The sequence below is a fragment of the Arthrobacter sp. alpha11c genome (assembly GCF_054149985.1).
In genome coordinates, this window is the sequence record NZ_CP196747.1 from 4512280 (window position 1) to 4530215 (window position 17936).

Sequence of the window (17936 nt, forward strand, 5' to 3'; positions counted from 1 at the left end):
TGTGACCATCGCTGAAGCTGGTTCCCTGCTCGCCTTGAAACGTCGGGCACGCAAGATCAACAGGATCCTCGCTGACAAATACCCTTATGCTCACGCCGAGCTGGATTTCCGGAACCCGTTTGAGCTTGTGGTGGCCACGGTCCTCTCAGCCCAGACCACCGATGTACTGGTCAACCAGGTCACCAAGATCCTGTTTGCACGCTACCCGGACGCCCGTGCCTTGGCGGAAGCGGACCCTGCTGAGCTGGAATCGATCCTGCAGCCCACTGGTTTCTTCAGGGCAAAGGCCAGGAACGTCCTGGCTCTTAGCACCCGCTTGGTGGACGAGTACGACGGCGAGGTCCCAGGGCGCCTCGAGGATCTCGTGACGCTTCCGGGCGTCGGGCGGAAAACAGCCAACGTGGTCCTCGGGAACGCTTTTGGTATCCCCGGAATTACTGTTGATACGCACTTCGGGAGACTGGCACGCCGTTTCGGGTGGACGGTATCCGATGATCCCGTGAAGATCGAATTCGACGTCGCTGAGCTCTTTGAACCACGCGACTGGACCATGCTTTCGCATCGCGTGGTCTTCCACGGCCGCAGGATATGCCACGCTAAGAAACCCGCCTGTGGAGCGTGCCCGGTTGCCAGCCTCTGTCCCAGCTATGGCGACGGCGAGACGGACCCGGTCAAGGCTGCAAAGTTGTTGAAGTACGAGCTCGCGCCCGGCAACGAGGCACTGTTGGAGAAGTTGCTGGCCGAGACGCACAGGGCGGCGGAGATCCGGATGGAATCACAGAGGAGGCCCGGGTGACCGCGTTTGAGGACCTTGCCAAGTTAGTGGCCCGTTTTGAGGCGGGCGAGCAGCAGCATTCTTCGCACTGGGCGCAGTTGCCCGTCACGCCGGAAACCAATCGCGCCGCCGCCGTGCTCATGCTCTTTGGTGTGCTGGACGATGTCCCGGCCGAATCCGGACGCCCCTTTGCGCCGGCGGACCTCGATGTCCTCCTGCTTGAACGGGCTCACACCCTGGACGACCATCCCGGCCAGGTAGCATTTCCAGGCGGGAGCGTGGATCCGGAGGATGACTCCGTGGTGTCCGCCGCCTTGCGTGAGGCAGTGGAAGAGACCGGGCTGGACGTCAGTGGCGTGAAGGTGTTGGGCGTCATCCCCGAGCTCGGGCTGATCCGCAGTAATTTCCGGGTGACACCCGTACTTGCCTGGTGGGACTCGCCATCACCCGTTCGCGTCGTCGATTACGCTGAGTCCGCCCAGGTGTTCCGGGTACCGGTTCGGGATCTCCTGGATCCCGTCAACCGGGTGACCGCCACTATTTCCCGCTTCGGCCGGACTTTCAGGAGTCCGGGTTTTAGGGTCAACGGCGTGGTGGTCTGGGGCTTTACCGGGATGGTACTCAGCGGTTTGTTCGACGAACTCGGATGGACGGTCCCTTGGGACCAGGACAAGCTGTACGAGATCGAGCTCTAGCAGCTCCGCCGCGGGCGCCGTTCAGGCGGCACGTCGGTTCGCCGTCGAGCGGTCCACGATCAGCCCTGTTGCGGCGTTTTCACGCACTGCATTAATGCCGTCCACCACGCCCTTGAGATGTTTGAACGTTGGTGACTCCGCTACGACCGTTCCGTCCGCCGCTGTAAGGCGAAACCGGTACGAGCCGTCGCTGTCTTTGAGAATTTCGAACCTGCCAGCCATTTTGTGCTGTCCCCCTTGATGCTTCCTTGCAACAGTCGTGGGCCGGTGTGCCGGTCCCACTTAGAGAACGTATCCAGAAGGAGGCAGGAAAGAAAGTTACTTTGGGGTACCGGTCATGGAGTTGTCATGCACCATCACACTGCGAGATGTGACTGGCTTGTTCTGAGGGTGGCAGCTAATCTGGGGCGCCGGCTACTCCGTCGTGCCGGCTGATCCGTCCTGCTGGCTACTCCGTCGCGCTAGCCCGACGGCGAACGGGATGAATGATCAAGCCAGCAGCATCCGGCGAGGCTCAGGGATAGGGGAGCTGAGCAACGCTGCCCGAAGGCTGGCCTCGGTCTCGGCGAGCCGACGCTGTTCCATGCTTTGAAGGGCCTCGACGTCCACGGGCTCTGCACCAGGCATTTCTGCAAGGCTTTTTATCCATGCCTGGCCAACCACGCTGTCGTGTTGTTCCCCGAGGAGACGCTGCAGGATCATCGATGTTTGGATGATCGCCGTGGCGCCTGCACCCAGGACATGGGCCACAGCCTCCACGGAGTACCGCAATACTTTGATGTCCTTTCGCGCGCCATGGAGCACTTCGTTGCGTTCCGCTTCATCAGCATGCGGGCTATCCGTTTCCAGGCTTCGTTGCGCAGCTTCCAAGCTTTTCTGCACCGTCTCCCAACGCGGCTGCAGGAGTTCTGCCACCTCCAGGAGGCTGGGATGGTGGTCAATTTCCTGTGCCGCCATGTGGGCAGTTGCAGGAAGGAGGGCTTGACGGGTTGCCCTGACGATTCCCTGCCATCGCCTTCCGGTCCCGACCCGGGTAGCCATTGCATTACTGCTGGCCAGGAGCTGGTTCACGGCTTCATGGAGTGCTTCCGGCGACAACCAGGCCTCTGATGCGTCCAGCCATAGCGTCAAACGCTGGGACAGAACGTATGCGTCGCGGGCTTCGCCGAGGGAGCGCGCCAGCCACCGGACATCTCGGCCCGTAGCCTCCGGGATGTCAGGGAGAACGGATTTGTAGCATGAAAGGACAGAACGAAGCCGCCGAAGCGCCAGCCGGGCGCCGTGGACGGCGTCCTGCTCGGCCGCGCCAACCAGCGGCAAGCAGCCCTCCAGCTCTGCAAGTTGGAAAGCGATGTACGAATCCACGGAATCACGCACGTCCGAACCCACGTGGCCAGTTTCCCCCGGACGCTCCCGGGGGACAAGCAGGTGCCTACTTCGCTTTGTCGTAAGAATCGACGACGGCGACACTCACCGGGAATTCGACCGGAATCCGGCCGAACATAAGCTCTTTCGCTGCGTTTGCGGACTCCTCGATCGCCTGGATGCAGGCGTCTATGGCTTCATCCCGGGCATGGACCATTACTTCGTCGTGGAGGAAGAAGACGAGTTCCCCTGAGGGTGAGCCTTCGGCATCCAAGGCGCGCAGCCGCCGTCGTAATTCCGCCAACCAGCAGGAGGCCCATTCCGCGGCCGAACCCTGAACCACGAAGTTTCGCGTGAAGCGGCCACGGGAGCGCGCCAGGTTGTCGGCTCGCCGCTGCTCCTCGGCGGTGGTGGACTGTTGGCTTCGCAGCCAGCCGTGGGACGGCGGTGGGCTGCTTCGTCCCAAACGGGTGGTGACGGTCCGGCCTGCCTCGCCTTCCCTCGCTGCTTGCTCAACAAAGCCCACCGCTCGCGGATATGTCCGGGCCAACTGCGGCATGAGCCTGCCCGATTCACCGGTGGTGGCGCCGTAAATGGCGCCGAGCAGCGCAACCTTCGCCTTGGACCGATCCCCGCCGAAGCCTTGGGCTGCTATACCGGCGTAAAGGTCCTTGTCCCGCGCGGCCTCGGCCATCTTTGTGTCCTGGGCGAGCGCTACAAGGACGCGAGGTTCCAGTTGGGAGGCATCGGCGACGATGAGCTTGTGGCCAGGGTCTGCGCGAACCGCAGCACGGATATTCCGGGGAATCTGCAAAGCACCTCCGCCGCGGGAGGCCCACCTTCCGGACACCACGCCTCCCACCACATACTCGGGGTGGAACCGGCCATCCTGGACCCAGGCATCCAGCCATGCCCAACCATTCGCGGTGTGCAGGCGGGAGAGCTTCTTGTACGCAAGCAGGGGCTGGATCGCAGGGTGTTTGGACTCCTGGAGCTCCCATTGCCGGGTGCTTTTGACTTCGATTCCGTTCCGATGAAGGGCCCGCATAAGGTCCTGGGGGAGTCCGGGTTCAGGCTTGGTGATGTGAGGATCTCCCGCAGCTCGTTGCACAGCATCTCAAGTGCCCGGGGCCTGTGGCCAAGTGGCGGACGGGGCCCGAGTACGTCGGCAAGGATCTGTTCGTGTACCTCTTCCCGCCAGGGAACTCCGGCGTGTTGCATTTCCACCGCAACGATTGCACAGGCGGACTCGGCCGCGAGCAGCAATTGCAAGCGTTGCTTCCGTTGGTCGTCTGCAGGGACCTGGGCGATCGCGTGCTGTTGCGCAGCAAACTCATCCCGCAGTTCAGCCAGCCCCGGACTTTTGGACGTCGGGGTGAAGTCCTCGAAGAGTGCGCCCTGATCGGCGGGCGGGGGTGGTGGCTGCAGTGCGCGGGGCGGCGTTGAATCGTCGTCCTGCGTGAGCTTTTCAGCGTTCTTTGCGTAGTCTGTGTGCGCCGTGAAAGAGGAGTGCGCCAAGATAGCTCCGCAGAGAGCGAGGTCGTGGCAGCGCTCCAGTTTCACGCCGTTCCTCAGGAGTTCCGGGTAGCAGTCCTGCGCGCGATGCCACACCCAGCGGGGCCGCTGGCTTTCCAGTTCACGGACGACGCCGGGTAACTCACCTCGCGCGACGACGAGAGGGTCGGTGGTGGCCTTCCCCGCCGGAGAGACTCTTTGTATGGCTGCGCCGTCCGGATGGGCGGCGAGCAGCAAATACATGGTTTCCATTCTGCCCTGTGGGAGTACATCAACTGTTCCTCCACACCCCTTGTCTGGGCCGGGTTGTCCACATGGGGCGTTTGAGAGCTTATGTTCCAGGCCTCGATGCCGGGAAAGTGGCTTCATGAGCAAGCGACATCTTGGGCACAGACGGTCCAGAAACGAACTCGTGGGGCAGGCTGCGGACGATTCCTGGATGCCGGGGGAAGCTGCCGATATCCTCCTCGTCACCGGCGACGCCTACCTTCAGGAAGAGGCGCGAAGAATCGTCGCTGCCGCGGGTGGCAGCCTCGAGTTGGCCGCCGACGTAGGAGCGGCAATGCATGGCTGGGATGGCGCCGACGTTGTCCTGGTGGGCAGCGACATCCGCGAGCTGCCGCCTCGAAGGCAGGCGCCCGCTGTCTTACTGGGCAGGTCTGCTGAGGGCGATGGGTTGTGGCGGCTGGCTGCTGCCCTGGGCGCAGAGCGCGTAGCTGTCCTTCCCGAGGCCGCAAACTGGTTGGCCGAGTACTTGAGTGTGTCCGGTTCGCCGGAACCGGGCGGGTTCGTTATCGGGATCGTGGGAGGTTGCGGCGGGGCTGGAGCCTCCACCACAGCAATTTGGCTTGCCCAGGCAGCGGCGGGTGACGGCATCAGCACCATGCTGATGGACGGAGATCCCCGGGGTGGGGGCCTGGAACTGGCAATTACTGTTCAAGAGCTGGCTGGCTTGCGCTGGCCGGACTTCGCCGAAACGCGGGGAAGCATTGATCCCGTCCAATTCAGGGACTCCCTGCCAGTGGCCGGTGGCTTCGCGTTCCTGTCATGGCCGGGTACACGTGAAGCGTTCACAACACCGGATACCGGTTCTGTGGCCGCTGTCATGGATGCCGCGCGACGAAGTTTCGAACTCGTTGTGGTGGACATCGGGCGCAGTGAGGAATGCCTGCGAACCTTTGCCTGGGACTGCGAGAAGATCCTGTTGATGACCACAGCCCACCTGAAACCGGCTGTCGCCGCGGCACGCATCCTCAACGAGCTGCCACCCCTGGATACGGGATTGGTGGTCCGGCGTGGTGGCCCTTCGGCCGTTGATGCGCAACTCATTGCCGAGTCGTTGGGACTGCCGCTCTTGGGGATTCTTCCGGAGATTCGAGGAGCGGCCGCAGGGACAGAACTCGGTCGGCTCCTTGAGCTGGGCCGTCGCAAGTCCGTGAATCGGTTCGCCCGGGGCGTGCTGGAATTGAACGGCACGATTGAATGAGCCGTCAGGACAGAAGCGCGCAAGGCTGGCCTCGGACGGGAACACCATTCACCGCAGGGCGCCGGAGTCAGAGCCGTCGGTTGGACGCCGTCCTTCTTGAAACCGTCCGGGAGTCGGTCCTCTCGGGAAACGGGCCAGTAACACCCTCCACTGTTGCGGCCGCCGTGCAGGCCACCGGCAAACTGTTGGGTACCGCGGGAGCACTGGAAGCGGCGGAATCCATCAATGCGGAACTGAATGGTCTGGGGCCCCTGCAGCAGCTTGCGCACGATCCCTCGGTCACAGACATTTTTGTCAATGGCCCCGAGTCCGTCTGGCTCGACCGGGGACGGGGCCTGGAACGGTCCCCCGTGCATTTCGATTCTGAACAGCAAGTCAGGGCGCTGGCCGCAAGGCTGGTCTCTGCAGGTGGTCGCCGGTTGGACGATGGCTCTCCCTGCGTAGATGTCAGGCTCAAAGGCGGCTATCGCGTGCACGCAGTTCTGGCGCCGATATCAACTGCGGGGACTCTGCTATCGATTCGAATTCGACGCGAAGAAACCTTCACAATGGCTGAATTGCGCGAAGGTGGCATGTTCGATCAGCACATCGACGTTCTTCTCCGCGCGATTGTGGAGCGGCGCCTGAGCTTCCTGATCAGCGGTGCCACCGGATCCGGGAAGACAACGCTCCTGTCCACCATGCTCGGGCTGTGCCACCCGTCCGAACGTTTGGTATTGATCGAAGATGCCGCTGAACTCAACCCGATCCACCCGCATGTCGTCACGCTTGAATCCCGCCATGGAAACCTTGAGGGAGGTGGAGCGCTGGATCTTGGCGAGTTGGTCCGTCAAGCCCTGCGTATGCGTCCGGACCGGCTCATTGTGGGGGAGTGCCGCGGTGCCGAAGTCCGCGAGTTGCTCACCGCGCTCAATACCGGTCATACAGGCGGTGGAGGAACGATCCACGCCAACACGGCGGAAGCAGTTCCGGCACGGCTGACAGCCCTCGGCGCGCTCGCAGGGTTGAACGCCGAGGCCGTGCGGTTGCAGGTCTCAAGTGCATTGGACGTTGTGATTCATGTTGAACGGACGCCTTTGGGGCGGAAAGTAGGCTCGATCGGCGTCCTGACTGACTCCTTGGATGGCCAACGAGTGGTGACCGCACTGCGATGTAGCCCCGAAGGACTGGTGCATGGACCAGCGTGGGCGGAGCTGAATTTACGGCTTTCTCCTGGATTATCCGGGGAGGCGGGCGGACATTTGCAGGGCCTATCCGTAGGCTCGGATGTACGCACAGTGATGGGCTTGGACTCGTGATCCCCACCCTGGTTCTAGCCTTGGTGCTGGCGGCATGGCTCCAGCTCAAGCCGCCCCAAGCCGGCAGTCTGCGAATGCGGGCAAGACTCACCAAGCCCTCATCCCTGAGTGGGACCGGTGTTCGGAAAGAGCACGCAACACCGGGAGCGGGCAAAAGGCCGTGGCGCCGGCTGTGGCGGGCAAAGATAGAACCCTTATCCCTCGTGGTGTTGGTGCAGCAGCTCGCTGCACTCCTGCGAGGAGGACGCGGACAATCGCAGCTTTGGGAAGAGTTATGGCTCGTCCACAGCCCCGGACCGGGGCTGGAGGCCAATCCGGGGACCACAGCCCACCAACCGGCTCCAGGAATCTCAGTGGAATCAGTCAGGGTGCTGGCCTCAGCGCGGGCAGCCTCAACCATTGGAAATTCCCCAGCAGAAGCTATTCGCAACACCTCCGCGAAGGTATATCCGGGCCGGGGAAGCACAGAACGCCGCATCTGGATGGAATTGGCTGCATGCCTGGATGTAGCCGAAACCAGCGGCTGTCCACTCGCAGAGCTCCTCACCCGGTTCGCAGCACAACTCGAAGCTGAGGAGGATTCTGAAGCAGCACGTCAAACTGCCCTCGCTGGACCCAAAGCCACTGTGAGGCTGCTGTCCTGGCTCCCGGTCCTTGGCTTGGTGCTGGGGATGGCCCTCGGGGTGGACCCGTTGGGAATCCTGCTGGGTAATATCCTCGGAGTGGCCACTCTGATCATTGGCCTTCTGCTGACCGTGGCAGGGCGTGTGTGGTCCTCCCGACTCGTCGCTTCGGCGGTGGGGGCCACATGATGTTGTTCGCGCTCGTGGCGGTACTGGCTCTGGCAGCGTTTGTGGGATTCGCCAGGCCAGCAGGGCTTCGGGCCCGGCTGCAGGCAAGTTGGGCCCAGGACCGTAACTCCAAGGATGACCCCAGCCTTCGACCAGATGCCGCCGCTGCCGGGGACGGGCTTCGGGACACGGCGATGATGCTGGAACTCGTAGCTTCCATGTTGGATGCAGGTGCTGGAATCGGGCGGGCACTGGAACTGATTTCCCGCAGCGCCGCACCGAAAATCAGCCAGGATCTCCGCCCTGTCGTGGCTGCGCTGGCCATGGGGGCCGACTGGGACGCTGCCTGGCGAAACCCTACCCGCCATCAGCCCGAGGTAGCGCGCCTGAAGGATGCTCTGGCTTTCGCCGCATTGACCGGTGCGCCCTCGGCTTCCATTCTTTATGCCCAAGCGGCCAGGGAGCGCCGCGAGCAATTCCGTGCCGCCGAGAAGCGAGCTGCCGCCCTGGGAGTGAAGCTTGTGGTTCCCCTGGGCCTTTGTTCCTTGCCGGCCTTCATTTGCCTGGGAATCGTGCCCGTCCTCATCGCCATGCTTCCGGCCGGATAAGCCGCCATGCTTCCGGCTGCATAAGTACAGGGCACCAGCACATGCATGGCAGCCGACTCTTCCTCCACGACAGCCGACCCTTCCTCCACACAGACCACTCTTTTCCTCCACAACCAGTCCCCGCGGCGGTTTATCCACTTGGATGAACCAGGGGCTTCAGGGTCGGCCGGAGTCAGGGAAGAGTCGATTTCACCCCCGGCAGATCTGCCGGCTTTTCTGAAAGGAACACACACTATGGAAACTCCCTCCAGCACCTTCCTCGGCCGTCGCGCTGACCGACGAAACGGTTCGCGTGCGCTCGCAGCAAGTACTGCCGGTCTTGCATCCGTCGGGCATGGCAGCGGCCAGGACGAGGCCCAACAACACAAGAGTGGCAACCGCGTGGGTGTGCAGTTCGGGATTGAAGAGCATGGGAAGGAGCAGCTGGCGATCGAGCCGTTCAACCCAATAGAACCGCACGCCCTGGCCACAATCCAGCAGTTGGACAACCACCGGGCCGGGACAGCTTGGACCCGCAAGTGGTCCAATTACTTGCGCAGGCGTGCACACAGCGATATCCGCCAGCAGACCAGCTCAAAGCAGACCACTCCCACGCAGAGCACTTTTACCCAAACCACCCTCAGCCAAGCCACCCTCAGCCAAGCCACCCTCAGCCAAGCCACCCTCAGGCGGACCCCTCCCAGGCAGACGACCCTTAGGCGAACCCCGCTCATGGGCTCCGAAGGCGGCATGGCAACAGCGGAATACGCCATAGCAACGCTCGCGGCCGTGGGGCTCGCGGGTTTGCTGGTGGTTATCCTGCGGAGCGAGGAAGTTCGAGGATTCTTGCTCAATCTGGTTCGCACGGCGTTGTCCTTGCCATGACCTCGCTCGTGCCTCTCCCAATCAAGCCGGTACCTCTCCTCATCAAGCCGCTGCCTCTCCCCATCAAAATGCCCGCAAGGCAGAAGCAACGTGGTGCCGTAACGGCTGAGTTCGCAGTCGCCCTGCCAGCGGTGATTTTGCTGCTCGCCTTCTTGCTGACGGCCGGTGCAGCGGGGATAACTCAGCTACGTTTGGAGGAGGCCGCCCGGGCCGGTGCTCGAGGCCTTGCGCGGGGCGAGAACACTGGCGAGGTGCAGGGCATCGTCAGGCGTTTGGCGGGCGAGGGGGCCACCGCGGGGGTGGCAAGCGACGGCGATTGGATGACCGTGACAGCCTCCGCAGCGGTAGGAGGTTCGTTGGGCTCACTGATCCCTTGGACTCTTACAGCTTCGGCCACGGCCCGCGGTGAAACTCCCGGCGGTGCACCATGAAGGGTCCTCCTGCAGCGTCACACCCTGAGCAAGGATCCGGCACAGTTCTGGCGTTAACACTGGGGTTTGCAGTCCTGGCATTGCTTGCCGGGCTGCTGCTTCTTGCCCAAGCGGAGGTCATGGCGTCGCGGGCTGCGTCGGCAGCAGACCTGGCAGCTCTCGCGGCGGCTGATGCAGCGCGTGGAATAGCCTCGGGGGAGCCCTGTGCCGTGGCGGCCGGCGTGGCAGGACAGCAGGGTGCCACAGTGACTGCCTGCGACGTCGTCCGTGGCGAAGTCGTGCAGGTCGACACCGAGCTGGAACAGCCGTTCCTCTTCGGCACGGCTACAGGCAGGGCGCGGGCTGGGCCGCCTCCTTAGCCAAGGGGGCCTGGCCGCGGGGTTGGTTGGGACTGCCCGGGCCTAGACGGCGTCTTTCAAGAGGACATCCAGAAGTGTGATGGCGGCTGCCTTGTCCAGTGGGTTGTTCTTGTTGCCGCATTTTGGCGACTGCACACAGGAGGGGCAGCCGGCTTCGCATTCGCACGCCTTGATGGCCTCCCGGGTGGCTGTAAGCCAGACCTTGGCCTTTTCAAAGCCGCGCTCGGCAAATCCGGCGCCGCCGGGGTGCCCGTCGTAGACGAAGATCGTTGGTACCCCAGTGTCAGCATGCAGGGCGGTGGATACACCGCCAATGTCCCAACGGTCACTGGACGCCACCAGGGGAAGGAGGCCGATCGCCGCGTGTTCCGCCGCATGCAAAGCACCGGGGAACTGCGCTTCCACCAGACCGGCGCCATGCAGCGACCTGTTGTCCACAACGAACCACACCGCCTTGGTAAACAGATCCCTGGCCCCGAGATCGAGCGGCTCCTCGCCCAGGATCTCGTTCGATATCAATGCCTTGCGCTGGAAGGAAACCACTTGGGTCGTGACCTTTACGTCCCCAAAATGCGCAGTGATGTCGCCCCACTGGACCGAGCGCAAGGTTTCCAGGACTTCGATCTGCGTTACATCCCGGGCCGTGGTGTAAAAGTCGGGGTTCACGCGCCTCACCATGACGCAGTGATCGGCCTCGTTGAGTTCCTCCACCAGGTAGCTGTCCCCCTGGTGGACGTAGATCGCTCCGGTATGGGCCTGATAGTGGGTCTGCGGCGAGTCCATTGTCCCCAGAAGGGAACCGGTCCCGGCGTCGACGATGCTCACAGGTCCTCCACCGTCGGCCCGCAAATTCACCATCCCGGCTGCGCTCTCTGGATGGGTCCAGAACCAGCCGGCCGGGCGTTTGCGGAGATACCCCTGCAGGACCAGCCGGTCAAGGAGGCTTTCCGCTGTGGGCCCGAAGAGTTCCAGTTCAGCCGGGCCCACTGGCAACTCCGCTGCTGCCGCGCACAAGTGAGGTCCCAGGACGTACGGGTTTCCTGGATCAAATACTGTGGCTTCGACCGACACATCGAAGATGGCTTCCGGATGGTTCACAAGGTATGTATCCAAGGGGTCGTCGCTTGCCACGAACGCCGCTATGGCGTCCTGGCCAGCCCTTCCTGCGCGTCCAATCTGCTGGAAAAGCGAGGCCCTGGTCCCGGGCCAGCCGGCAACCAATACCGCGTCAAGCCCGGAGATATCGATGCCGAGTTCCAACGCAGAAGTACTGGAAACCCCCAGCAGCTGTCCGGACCGCAACGCTTTCTCCAAGGCACGCCGCTCTTCGGGAAGGTACCCGGAACGGTAGGCCGCCACGCGGCTGGGCAAGCTGGGATCCACCTCGTCCAGCAGTCGCTTGGTGATGGATGAAATCGATTCAGCACCGCGGCGGGACCTGATAAAGGCAATGGTCCGTACCCGGGAGGAAACAAGGTTCGCCAGGATATCGGCTGTTTCGGCCACGGCAGTCCGCCGTTGCTTTGCTCCGTTTTCGCCCTTGACGTCTGTCAAGGCAGGCTCCCAGAACGCCACGGTTGTAGAGCCATGTGGAGAACAGTCTTCGGAAACTTCCCTGACCGGAGCACCGATGAGCCGTCCGAAGGAGACGGCGGGCTCGGAAGCAGTGGCAGAAGCGGCGATGAATACGGGTTCAGGGAAGGAGCTCCCGGCGCCGTAGTAGGCGCAGATCCGGCGAAGGCGCCTCATGAGGTTGGCTACGTGCGAGCCGAAAACACCCCGGTAACTATGAGCCTCATCCACGATCACGTAGCGCAGCCTGCGGAAGAACCGTGCCCACCACGTGTGGTTGGGCAGGATGCCAAAGTGCAGCATGTCCGGGTTTGCCAGGATGAAATTGGCATGATCGCGGATCCAACGGCGCGACGCGACGTCGGTGTCGCCGTCGTAGGTTTCTGCACGGACGGTAGGGAGCTTCAGCGAACGGATGGCCGCCAATTGGTCCGCCGCCAGCGCCTTTGTGGGGGACAAATAAAGTGTCACGGCACCGTCGTCGTGGATCTTTCCGGGCTCGGACAGTACCCTCAGCTCCGAGCGGTGGATCGCGTCCAGTGCGGGTAATTGGTAGGCGAGCGATTTCCCTGAAGCGGTGCCCGTTGCGATCACCACATGCTGGCCTGTCTGGGCGAGGTTGGCGGCCTGGACCTGGTGTCGGTACGGTTCGTGGATGCCAAGGGAGCCGTAGGCCTGGACGATGTCCGGGTGCACCCATTCAGGCCACGGTTCGTTCACGGCCTTGCGGGCAGGGATGGTGTGGACATGGCGCAGCTGCTCCGGGTCCGGGGTCCGGCCCAGCAGAGAGATCAGCGAATTCGGTGCAGCCACCAAATCATTCTGTCACTCTGCGGCTGCGTCGACGGCGACGCCCACAGCGGCACCCGAAGGGACCGCCGTCGACGAGGGCCGCTAAACAAGCGTTCTCACGCTACGGAGAGGTCGGAACCTTGGTTGCTGCTGACGGACATCATCAGAACGTGGCACACCACGTCCCATCCAAGGTGGGAGTAGAGCTTTTGGCCGTCCAAGGATGCCAGGAGAAGCCCGTTCTGGACGTCGTGCTCGAACGCTTGGGCGGCGAGGGCCTTCATGATGAAACTACCGAGGCCCCGGCGCTGGAATTGAGGCTCAGTAACGATCTTGTCGAAAACCGCGGTGCCGTTGACCACGAATACCCGGCCGCTGGCGGCCACGTTCTCGCCCGAGTGGACCACCGCATGATGGACGCCGTTGGTTTCGGAGGTAGCGAGTTCGAGGTCATCATCAGGCAGCCATGGGTCCTCGGAATCCTGGGTCTCCATGTCCACGATCATCATCGTCTGTGAGGCGGAAGTGACATTCAGCCGATGCTGCTCGGCCAGGTACTTATAGCGTTGGACGTCGTTGGTCAGCACGGTCAGAATCCGTGCTTCGGCTTCCGCAGTCTTCGCGGCCAGGTTGGCGAACTCTTCATCGGAGGGATCGTGGGCAAAATACTCCCAGTCACCTGTCTTGTCTGCGCGGAGCGCGGCGGGGAAGCGTCCCTCTTGACGTGACTCATAGCCCCGGCAGCCGGCCCAGCCGGCCACCCAGACTTCCAAGAGGTGCGCGATGTCTTCAACCAAGGCGTCTGGACTCATGTAGAGAGACTATGTCAGCGCCCGGGGAAGCAACAGAGTCCCGTCGGCGGAAGAATCCGTGCTTATGAAATTGTGACTTCGACACCTGGAGCGGGCCCGGTTTTCTTTGAGCCTGCAGCGGGGCTGTCAGCGAGGCGCAGCGGTTTTTAGTACACCCAGTACCCTTTAATAGTGGCTTTAAACCGAATCGTACTTTTCTATGGCTTTACGCCGATCGCCGACCCCGACGCCGTGCGTCTGTGGCAGCGTGCCCTCTGCGAGAAACTGGGCCTCACGGGCCGGATCCTGATCTCCAAGGACGGTATTAACGCCACGGTTGGCGGCGAGCTTAACAACATGAAGCAGTACGTGAAAACCACGCGCGAATACAAGGGCTTCCACGACATCGACTTCAAGTGGTCCGAGGGCGGGGCCGCCGATTTCCCCCGCCTCAGCGTTAAGGTCCGCGACGAAATAGTTTCCTTCGGGGCTCCCGGGGAACTGAAGGTCGACGAAAAGGGCGTGGTGGGCGGAGGCAAGCATCTCCAGCCTGAAGAACTTCATTCCCTGGTGGACGCAAAGAAAGCGGACGGGGAAGAGGTGGTGTTCTTCGATGGCCGCAATGCCTTCGAGGCGCAGATCGGCAAGTTCAAGGACGCCATCGTTCCGGACGTCGCCACTACACATGACTTCATCACGGAGCTGGAATCCGGCAAGTATGACGCCCTCAAGGACAAGCCCATTGTCACCTACTGCACGGGCGGCATCCGCTGCGAGGTGCTCTCCAGCCTGATGGTCAACCGTGGTTTCAAAGAGGTTTACCAGCTCGACGGCGGGATCGTTCGCTATGGCGAAACCTTCAAGGACAAGGGCCTCTGGGAGGGCTCGCTCTACGTTTTCGACAAACGCATGCACGTGGAGTTCAGCGACGAAGCAAAGACGATTGGAGAGTGCGTCCGCTGCGCCGCGCCCACCAACAAGTTCGAGAATTGCTCCAACCTGAGCTGCAGGACGCTGACTCTCTACTGTGCAGAATGTGCCTCAAGTCCTGAAACCCTTCGCTGCCCCGGAGGCTGCGAAGCCGCCTGAGGCGCAACGCAATCAGAGCCTGCTGACCCGATAGGCGAAGTTCGCGTCGGATCTGGCACCCACAGTGATGGCCAGGATGGCGTCCTTTTCCAACTGCACCACGCTCACCCGGGCATTCGCACACCCCAAGGTCAGGTCAACCAAGGCCGTCTCGCCTACGCTGACTGCGAATGAAACACGGCGAGTGCCGCGGCACGCCAGCGTCACGGCGTACGTCCCGCCGGGCAACTGCACGGTCTGCTCAGTTCTGGACTCACCGGAATTCAGGAAGCCGCTGCTCGAATAGAACGACTGCCCCTGCGATTCCGGCAAAGCCGCTTTGGCCCACTCTTTCAGGGCCTCACCTGTAACGGTTTGCTCCAAGGCTGGGTCGGGAGGAAGCACGACATTGCTGCCGGTAGTGTCTGTGGGGCTGGAATCCGCTCGCCCACCGTCGTCATAGGTGTACTCGCACGCCGTCAGCGCGCCACCCAGCACGAGCAAGAGTCCGACGGCGGCACTTGCCAGCCGTCTGGACACAACCGAGCCAGCCACCTTGCCGCCCATACGTTGACTTTACGCTGGCCTGGAAGCGCACCATAGTGCTGACGGAAGGGGTTAATTCGCGGCGGGCACCAGCTGGTAAGCAAAAATCAGCGGTGCATCCACGCTACTCGTGGAGATAGCGAGGGCGCCGGTGGCAGGGACTTTGATCTTCGCCACTTCAAGGCTGCCGTTGCAGGCGGCTCCCGCATCGGCAATTTGCTTTCCACCGGAAGAGACGGCGAAGAACACCTTTCCTCCTCCATCACAAGCCATCGTCAGTGTGTAATTCCCGGCGGGAACGTTCGGTGACTCCTTGACCAGCGGGTCCCGGTTCAGGATCTTGCCGGAATCCTCCAACGTCACGGTGCTGGCTGTGGGAAGAACTTTGTCCTTCCACGCCTGTACATCGGCATGTTCGACGCTGACCGGACCCTGGCAGGCTGTGGCCGCCAGTAGCGTCACCGCAGCAATGACAACAAGGCCTGCGCGGCGCCTTGTGGAGGAGAGGTTGAGCATGCTTCCACGCTACCGGGTCCCACAGCAAGGTTTTGTCCACATAGCCCAAACCACGAACGCCTGCCATGAAGCAGCCCCCATAGACTTGCAATGTGACTCAAACCCCCGAAATATTTACCGATGGCAATACTGACGACGCCCCGCGCAGCGACCACCCGGAGCTCCTGGTGTCGCTCGCCTCTGACCTTCGCGCCGTCTCATACACGGTCGACGGCGTGGCGGAACTTCTGGGGGAATCCGCCTATGCCGCACTGAACAGGGACCAGATCATTCCAGCGTTGTTGGTGAGCGAACGCTCGTCCAAGAGTGGCGTGGAAACCACCCGAGCGCTGTCCGTCATAGTGCGGCTGTGGTTGCTTGCTGTCCCACAGGCCCAGTCCGATGTTGACCTTGCGCTCCCCACCATCGGCGCCCAAGGCCTCGCCCGGCTTGGACTTATCACCCTGGAAGCCGGCGTTGCCACGGCCAAGGTGGATCTACGTCCGTATGGCTGGGAGGCCAATGCTGACGGCAGCGGGGGAGCGGAGCTTTGGGTGGCCAGCGATCTCGCTGCCCACCAACAAGCCGGGGTTCTGAGGCACGATCACGTGCTGGGGATAGGACGGGCGTCAACAACCCTTGTCCAAACCACCATTAGGGAGCACACGCACCGTGCGCTGGACCTCGGGACAGGCTGCGGCATCCAGACGTTCCACTTGCTGCATCACTGCGAACACGTGACGGCAACGGACATTTCCGGGAGGGCGCTCGCCTTCACCCGTTTCAATCTGCTCCTCAACGCTGCCGAACTGGGCCTGGATCCGAACAACCTGGAAGCCCGCGTCAGCCTGCGCCTGGGCTCGCTCCTGGAACCCGTGGCAGGGGAACGTTTCGGCCTGGTCGTCTCTAACCCGCCCTTTGTCATTACCCCGCGTAGCGCTGGCGAGTCCTTGGCTGATCAATTTACCTACCGCGACGGCGGCCTGCCCGGTGACGAGATCGTCGCCTCGTTGACACGGACGCTGGCAGACATCCTTGAACCCGGTGGCTCAGCCCAGATGCTCGGCAACTGGGAGATCCGCAAAGGGACACAATGGCATGACAGGCCTTCCTCGTGGCTCGAAGGTTCAGGCTTGGACGTTTGGTTCATTCAACGTGAGCAGCTGAACCCGGAGCAGTACGCAGAGACCTGGCTGCAGGACGCCTCGGAGAACCGGGACCGCAGCCACTACCAGGAGTCGTACGCCGCGTACCTCGACGACTTCGCATCGAGGGATGTTGAAGGAATCGGCTTTGGCATGATCTGGCTACGCCGCCCACAAACTTCAAACGAAGTACGCATAAGCCGGTTTGAGGAAATTACCTACCCCATTGAGCAACCTATCGGTCCCCATCTCGGCGCGGCCGTGGAGCGCTCCGACTGGCTTTCAGGCAGTAGTTTGCCGGAAGCACACCTTGTGGTGGCCGAGGACGTCACGGAAGAGCGCCATCAGCGTCCCGGGGCTGTGCATCCAGGCGTGATCCTCCTCCGGCAGGGGGCCGGCCTTCGTCGAACAAACCTGCTCAGCACGGAGCTGGCGGGCTTTGTTTCTGCTTGTGATGGCCAATTATCCGTACGGCAGATTGTCGGAGCCTTGGAAGCACTCCTGGGAGGCGGAGACGACTTCGATTCAGGATCCTTCCGTGAAGGGCTTGTTGCCGAAGTGCGGAATCTCGTCCTGGACGGGTTCCTCCTCCCGGATACGCAGGAGGCGTCCGCATGAACAGTGCACGGCCGCCGCGCCCGCTCGGTAGCAAGTCCGCAGTAAGTGACCCTGCTTACACTGATGAAGTGATTGCGAACAACGAGACATCCCAGGCGTCAGGCGATGCCCCGCGGCGCAAGAGGGCCGAGAAAACGGTTGAGATAACCGATCCCAAGGCTATCCGTGCATTGGCGCACGCCGCCCGTCTCGAGGTCATCTCCGAACTCTACGCAACACAGGTAAGCCACACGGCTACTGAGCTCGCGGCGCGTACCGGACTGACGCCCAGTGCCATGAGCTACCACCTCCGTGCGCTCCAGAAATGGGGGATCGTTGCCCCGGCGGAAAATGCCGGCGACGCAAGGGAACGCCGGTGGAAGGCTGCTGGAACTGACTTCAGGATTTCAGGCGGCAGCGTGGCCAGCCCGGAGATCGCGGTGGTCGATCTTGAGCTGGACGCCTTCCGGCGCAGGGCCTCGGCTTTTGCCAAGGCCCGGGGAGAACGCCGGCAACGTGGCGAAGCGGCGGAAGAGCCGGCGTCGGTGGTGCTGGCGAGCAATTTGCTGTACTTGACCAACCAGCAGCGCAAAGAGCTTTCTGAACGGATCCGGGAGGTCCTGCGGGAGTACGAACTGGAAGACCCTACCCAGATTCCGCAAGGTGCCGAGCGTGTTGCTACTCTGTGGTCAATGATCCCGGATGACCGCATGGCACCTGGGCACTAGGGGTCCGGCCAGCCC

General features: G+C 62.5%; 17 protein-coding genes and 2 pseudogenes. 12 read left to right on the forward strand and 7 right to left on the reverse strand.

The genetic code is table 11. From position 1 onward, the window contains the following. The first annotated feature begins 1 nt into the window (after position 1). Positions 2-796 (forward strand): endonuclease III, encoded by a 795-nt coding sequence (gene nth, locus ACTAQJ_RS21020; RefSeq protein ID WP_477516400.1) that lies wholly within the window; start codon positions 2-4, stop codon positions 794-796. Next, entirely contained in the window at positions 793-1470 is a 678-nt protein-coding gene (locus ACTAQJ_RS21025) for an NUDIX hydrolase (RefSeq protein WP_477516401.1), read from the forward strand. Before nth ends, ACTAQJ_RS21025 begins: the two co-directional genes overlap by 4 nt. Positions 1471-1491: 21 nt before the next feature. On the opposite strand, the gene ACTAQJ_RS21030 is transcribed toward ACTAQJ_RS21025, so the two are convergent. The 3 genes and pseudogenes from ACTAQJ_RS21030 to ACTAQJ_RS21040 all read right to left on the reverse strand — a co-directional run bounded on the left by ACTAQJ_RS21030 (position 1492) and on the right by ACTAQJ_RS21040 (position 4593). Then, complete coding sequence (locus tag ACTAQJ_RS21030; protein WP_223934443.1) at positions 1492-1692, reverse strand: YegP family protein; 201 nt, start codon at positions 1690-1692, stop codon at positions 1492-1494. A 267-nt stretch (positions 1693-1959) separates the two neighbouring features. Beyond that, on the reverse strand, positions 1960-2859 hold the full coding sequence (locus ACTAQJ_RS21035; RefSeq protein WP_498699126.1) for a CHAD domain-containing protein: 900 nt from the start codon (positions 2857-2859) through the stop codon (positions 1960-1962). A 43-nt stretch (positions 2860-2902) separates the two neighbouring features. After that, a pseudogene (locus ACTAQJ_RS21040) lies at positions 2903-4593 on the reverse strand (bifunctional 3'-5' exonuclease/DNA polymerase). A 124-nt stretch (positions 4594-4717) separates the two neighbouring features. Here ACTAQJ_RS21040 and ssd point away from each other — a divergent pair. From ssd to ACTAQJ_RS21075, 7 genes and pseudogenes are all read left to right on the forward strand, one after another. Next, positions 4718-5836, forward strand: a complete 1119-nt coding sequence (gene ssd, locus ACTAQJ_RS21045) for a septum site-determining protein Ssd (RefSeq protein ID WP_498699128.1) — start codon at positions 4718-4720, stop codon at positions 5834-5836. Next, positions 5833-7134, forward strand: a complete 1302-nt coding sequence (locus ACTAQJ_RS21050) for a TadA family conjugal transfer-associated ATPase (protein ID WP_498699129.1) — start codon at positions 5833-5835, stop codon at positions 7132-7134. The genes ssd and ACTAQJ_RS21050 overlap by 4 nt, the downstream gene beginning before the upstream one ends. Next, positions 7131-7946, forward strand: coding sequence for a type II secretion system F family protein (locus ACTAQJ_RS21055; RefSeq protein ID WP_498699131.1), 816 nt, complete (start codon positions 7131-7133; stop codon positions 7944-7946). The genes ACTAQJ_RS21050 and ACTAQJ_RS21055 overlap by 4 nt, the downstream gene beginning before the upstream one ends. Further along, positions 7943-8533, forward strand: a complete 591-nt coding sequence (locus ACTAQJ_RS21060) for a type II secretion system F family protein (RefSeq protein WP_498699133.1) — start codon at positions 7943-7945, stop codon at positions 8531-8533. Before ACTAQJ_RS21055 ends, ACTAQJ_RS21060 begins: the two co-directional genes overlap by 4 nt. A 705-nt stretch (positions 8534-9238) precedes the next feature. Next, a pseudogene (locus ACTAQJ_RS21065) lies at positions 9239-9397 on the forward strand (DUF4244 domain-containing protein); the annotation flags it as partial. Between the two features lie 8 nt (positions 9398-9405). Next, entirely contained in the window at positions 9406-9828 is a 423-nt protein-coding gene (locus tag ACTAQJ_RS21070; RefSeq protein WP_498699135.1) for a TadE family type IV pilus minor pilin, read from the forward strand. Continuing rightward, the gene (locus tag ACTAQJ_RS21075) at positions 9825-10187 is read left to right on the forward strand and encodes an Rv3654c family TadE-like protein (protein WP_498699137.1); all 363 of its coding nucleotides are present in this window, start codon (positions 9825-9827) and stop codon (positions 10185-10187) included. The genes ACTAQJ_RS21070 and ACTAQJ_RS21075 overlap by 4 nt, the downstream gene beginning before the upstream one ends. A 42-nt stretch (positions 10188-10229) precedes the next feature. Here the strand turns inward: ACTAQJ_RS21075 and ACTAQJ_RS21080 are convergent, their stop codons facing one another. Continuing rightward, on the reverse strand, positions 10230-12572 hold the full coding sequence (locus ACTAQJ_RS21080) for a DEAD/DEAH box helicase (RefSeq protein WP_498699139.1): 2343 nt from the start codon (positions 12570-12572) through the stop codon (positions 10230-10232). Between the two features lie 95 nt (positions 12573-12667). After that, entirely contained in the window at positions 12668-13363 is a 696-nt protein-coding gene (locus ACTAQJ_RS21085; RefSeq protein WP_498699142.1) for a GNAT family N-acetyltransferase, read from the reverse strand. A 171-nt stretch (positions 13364-13534) separates the two neighbouring features. On the opposite strand from ACTAQJ_RS21085, the gene trhO reads away from it, so the two are divergent. After that, positions 13535-14431, forward strand: coding sequence for an oxygen-dependent tRNA uridine(34) hydroxylase TrhO (gene trhO, locus ACTAQJ_RS21090; protein ID WP_442003444.1), 897 nt, complete (start codon positions 13535-13537; stop codon positions 14429-14431). A 12-nt stretch (positions 14432-14443) separates the two neighbouring features. Here the strand turns inward: trhO and ACTAQJ_RS21095 are convergent, their stop codons facing one another. Together ACTAQJ_RS21095 and ACTAQJ_RS21100 are read right to left on the reverse strand one after the other, a co-directional pair. After that, positions 14444-14977: a DUF6023 family protein gene (locus tag ACTAQJ_RS21095; protein ID WP_431116473.1), complete on the reverse strand. Its 534-nt coding sequence runs from the start codon at positions 14975-14977 to the stop codon at positions 14444-14446. Between the two features lie 51 nt (positions 14978-15028). Beyond that, complete coding sequence (locus ACTAQJ_RS21100) at positions 15029-15472, reverse strand: DUF6023 family protein (RefSeq protein WP_498699145.1); 444 nt, start codon at positions 15470-15472, stop codon at positions 15029-15031. A 92-nt stretch (positions 15473-15564) separates the two neighbouring features. On the opposite strand from ACTAQJ_RS21100, the gene ACTAQJ_RS21105 reads away from it, so the two are divergent. Next, positions 15565-17214, forward strand: a complete 1650-nt coding sequence (locus ACTAQJ_RS21105; protein WP_498699146.1) for a DUF7059 domain-containing protein — start codon at positions 15565-15567, stop codon at positions 17212-17214. Further along, positions 17211-17921, forward strand: coding sequence for a helix-turn-helix domain-containing protein (locus ACTAQJ_RS21110; protein WP_498699148.1), 711 nt, complete (start codon positions 17211-17213; stop codon positions 17919-17921). The genes ACTAQJ_RS21105 and ACTAQJ_RS21110 overlap by 4 nt, the downstream gene beginning before the upstream one ends. Positions 17922-17936 lie beyond the last annotated feature (15 nt).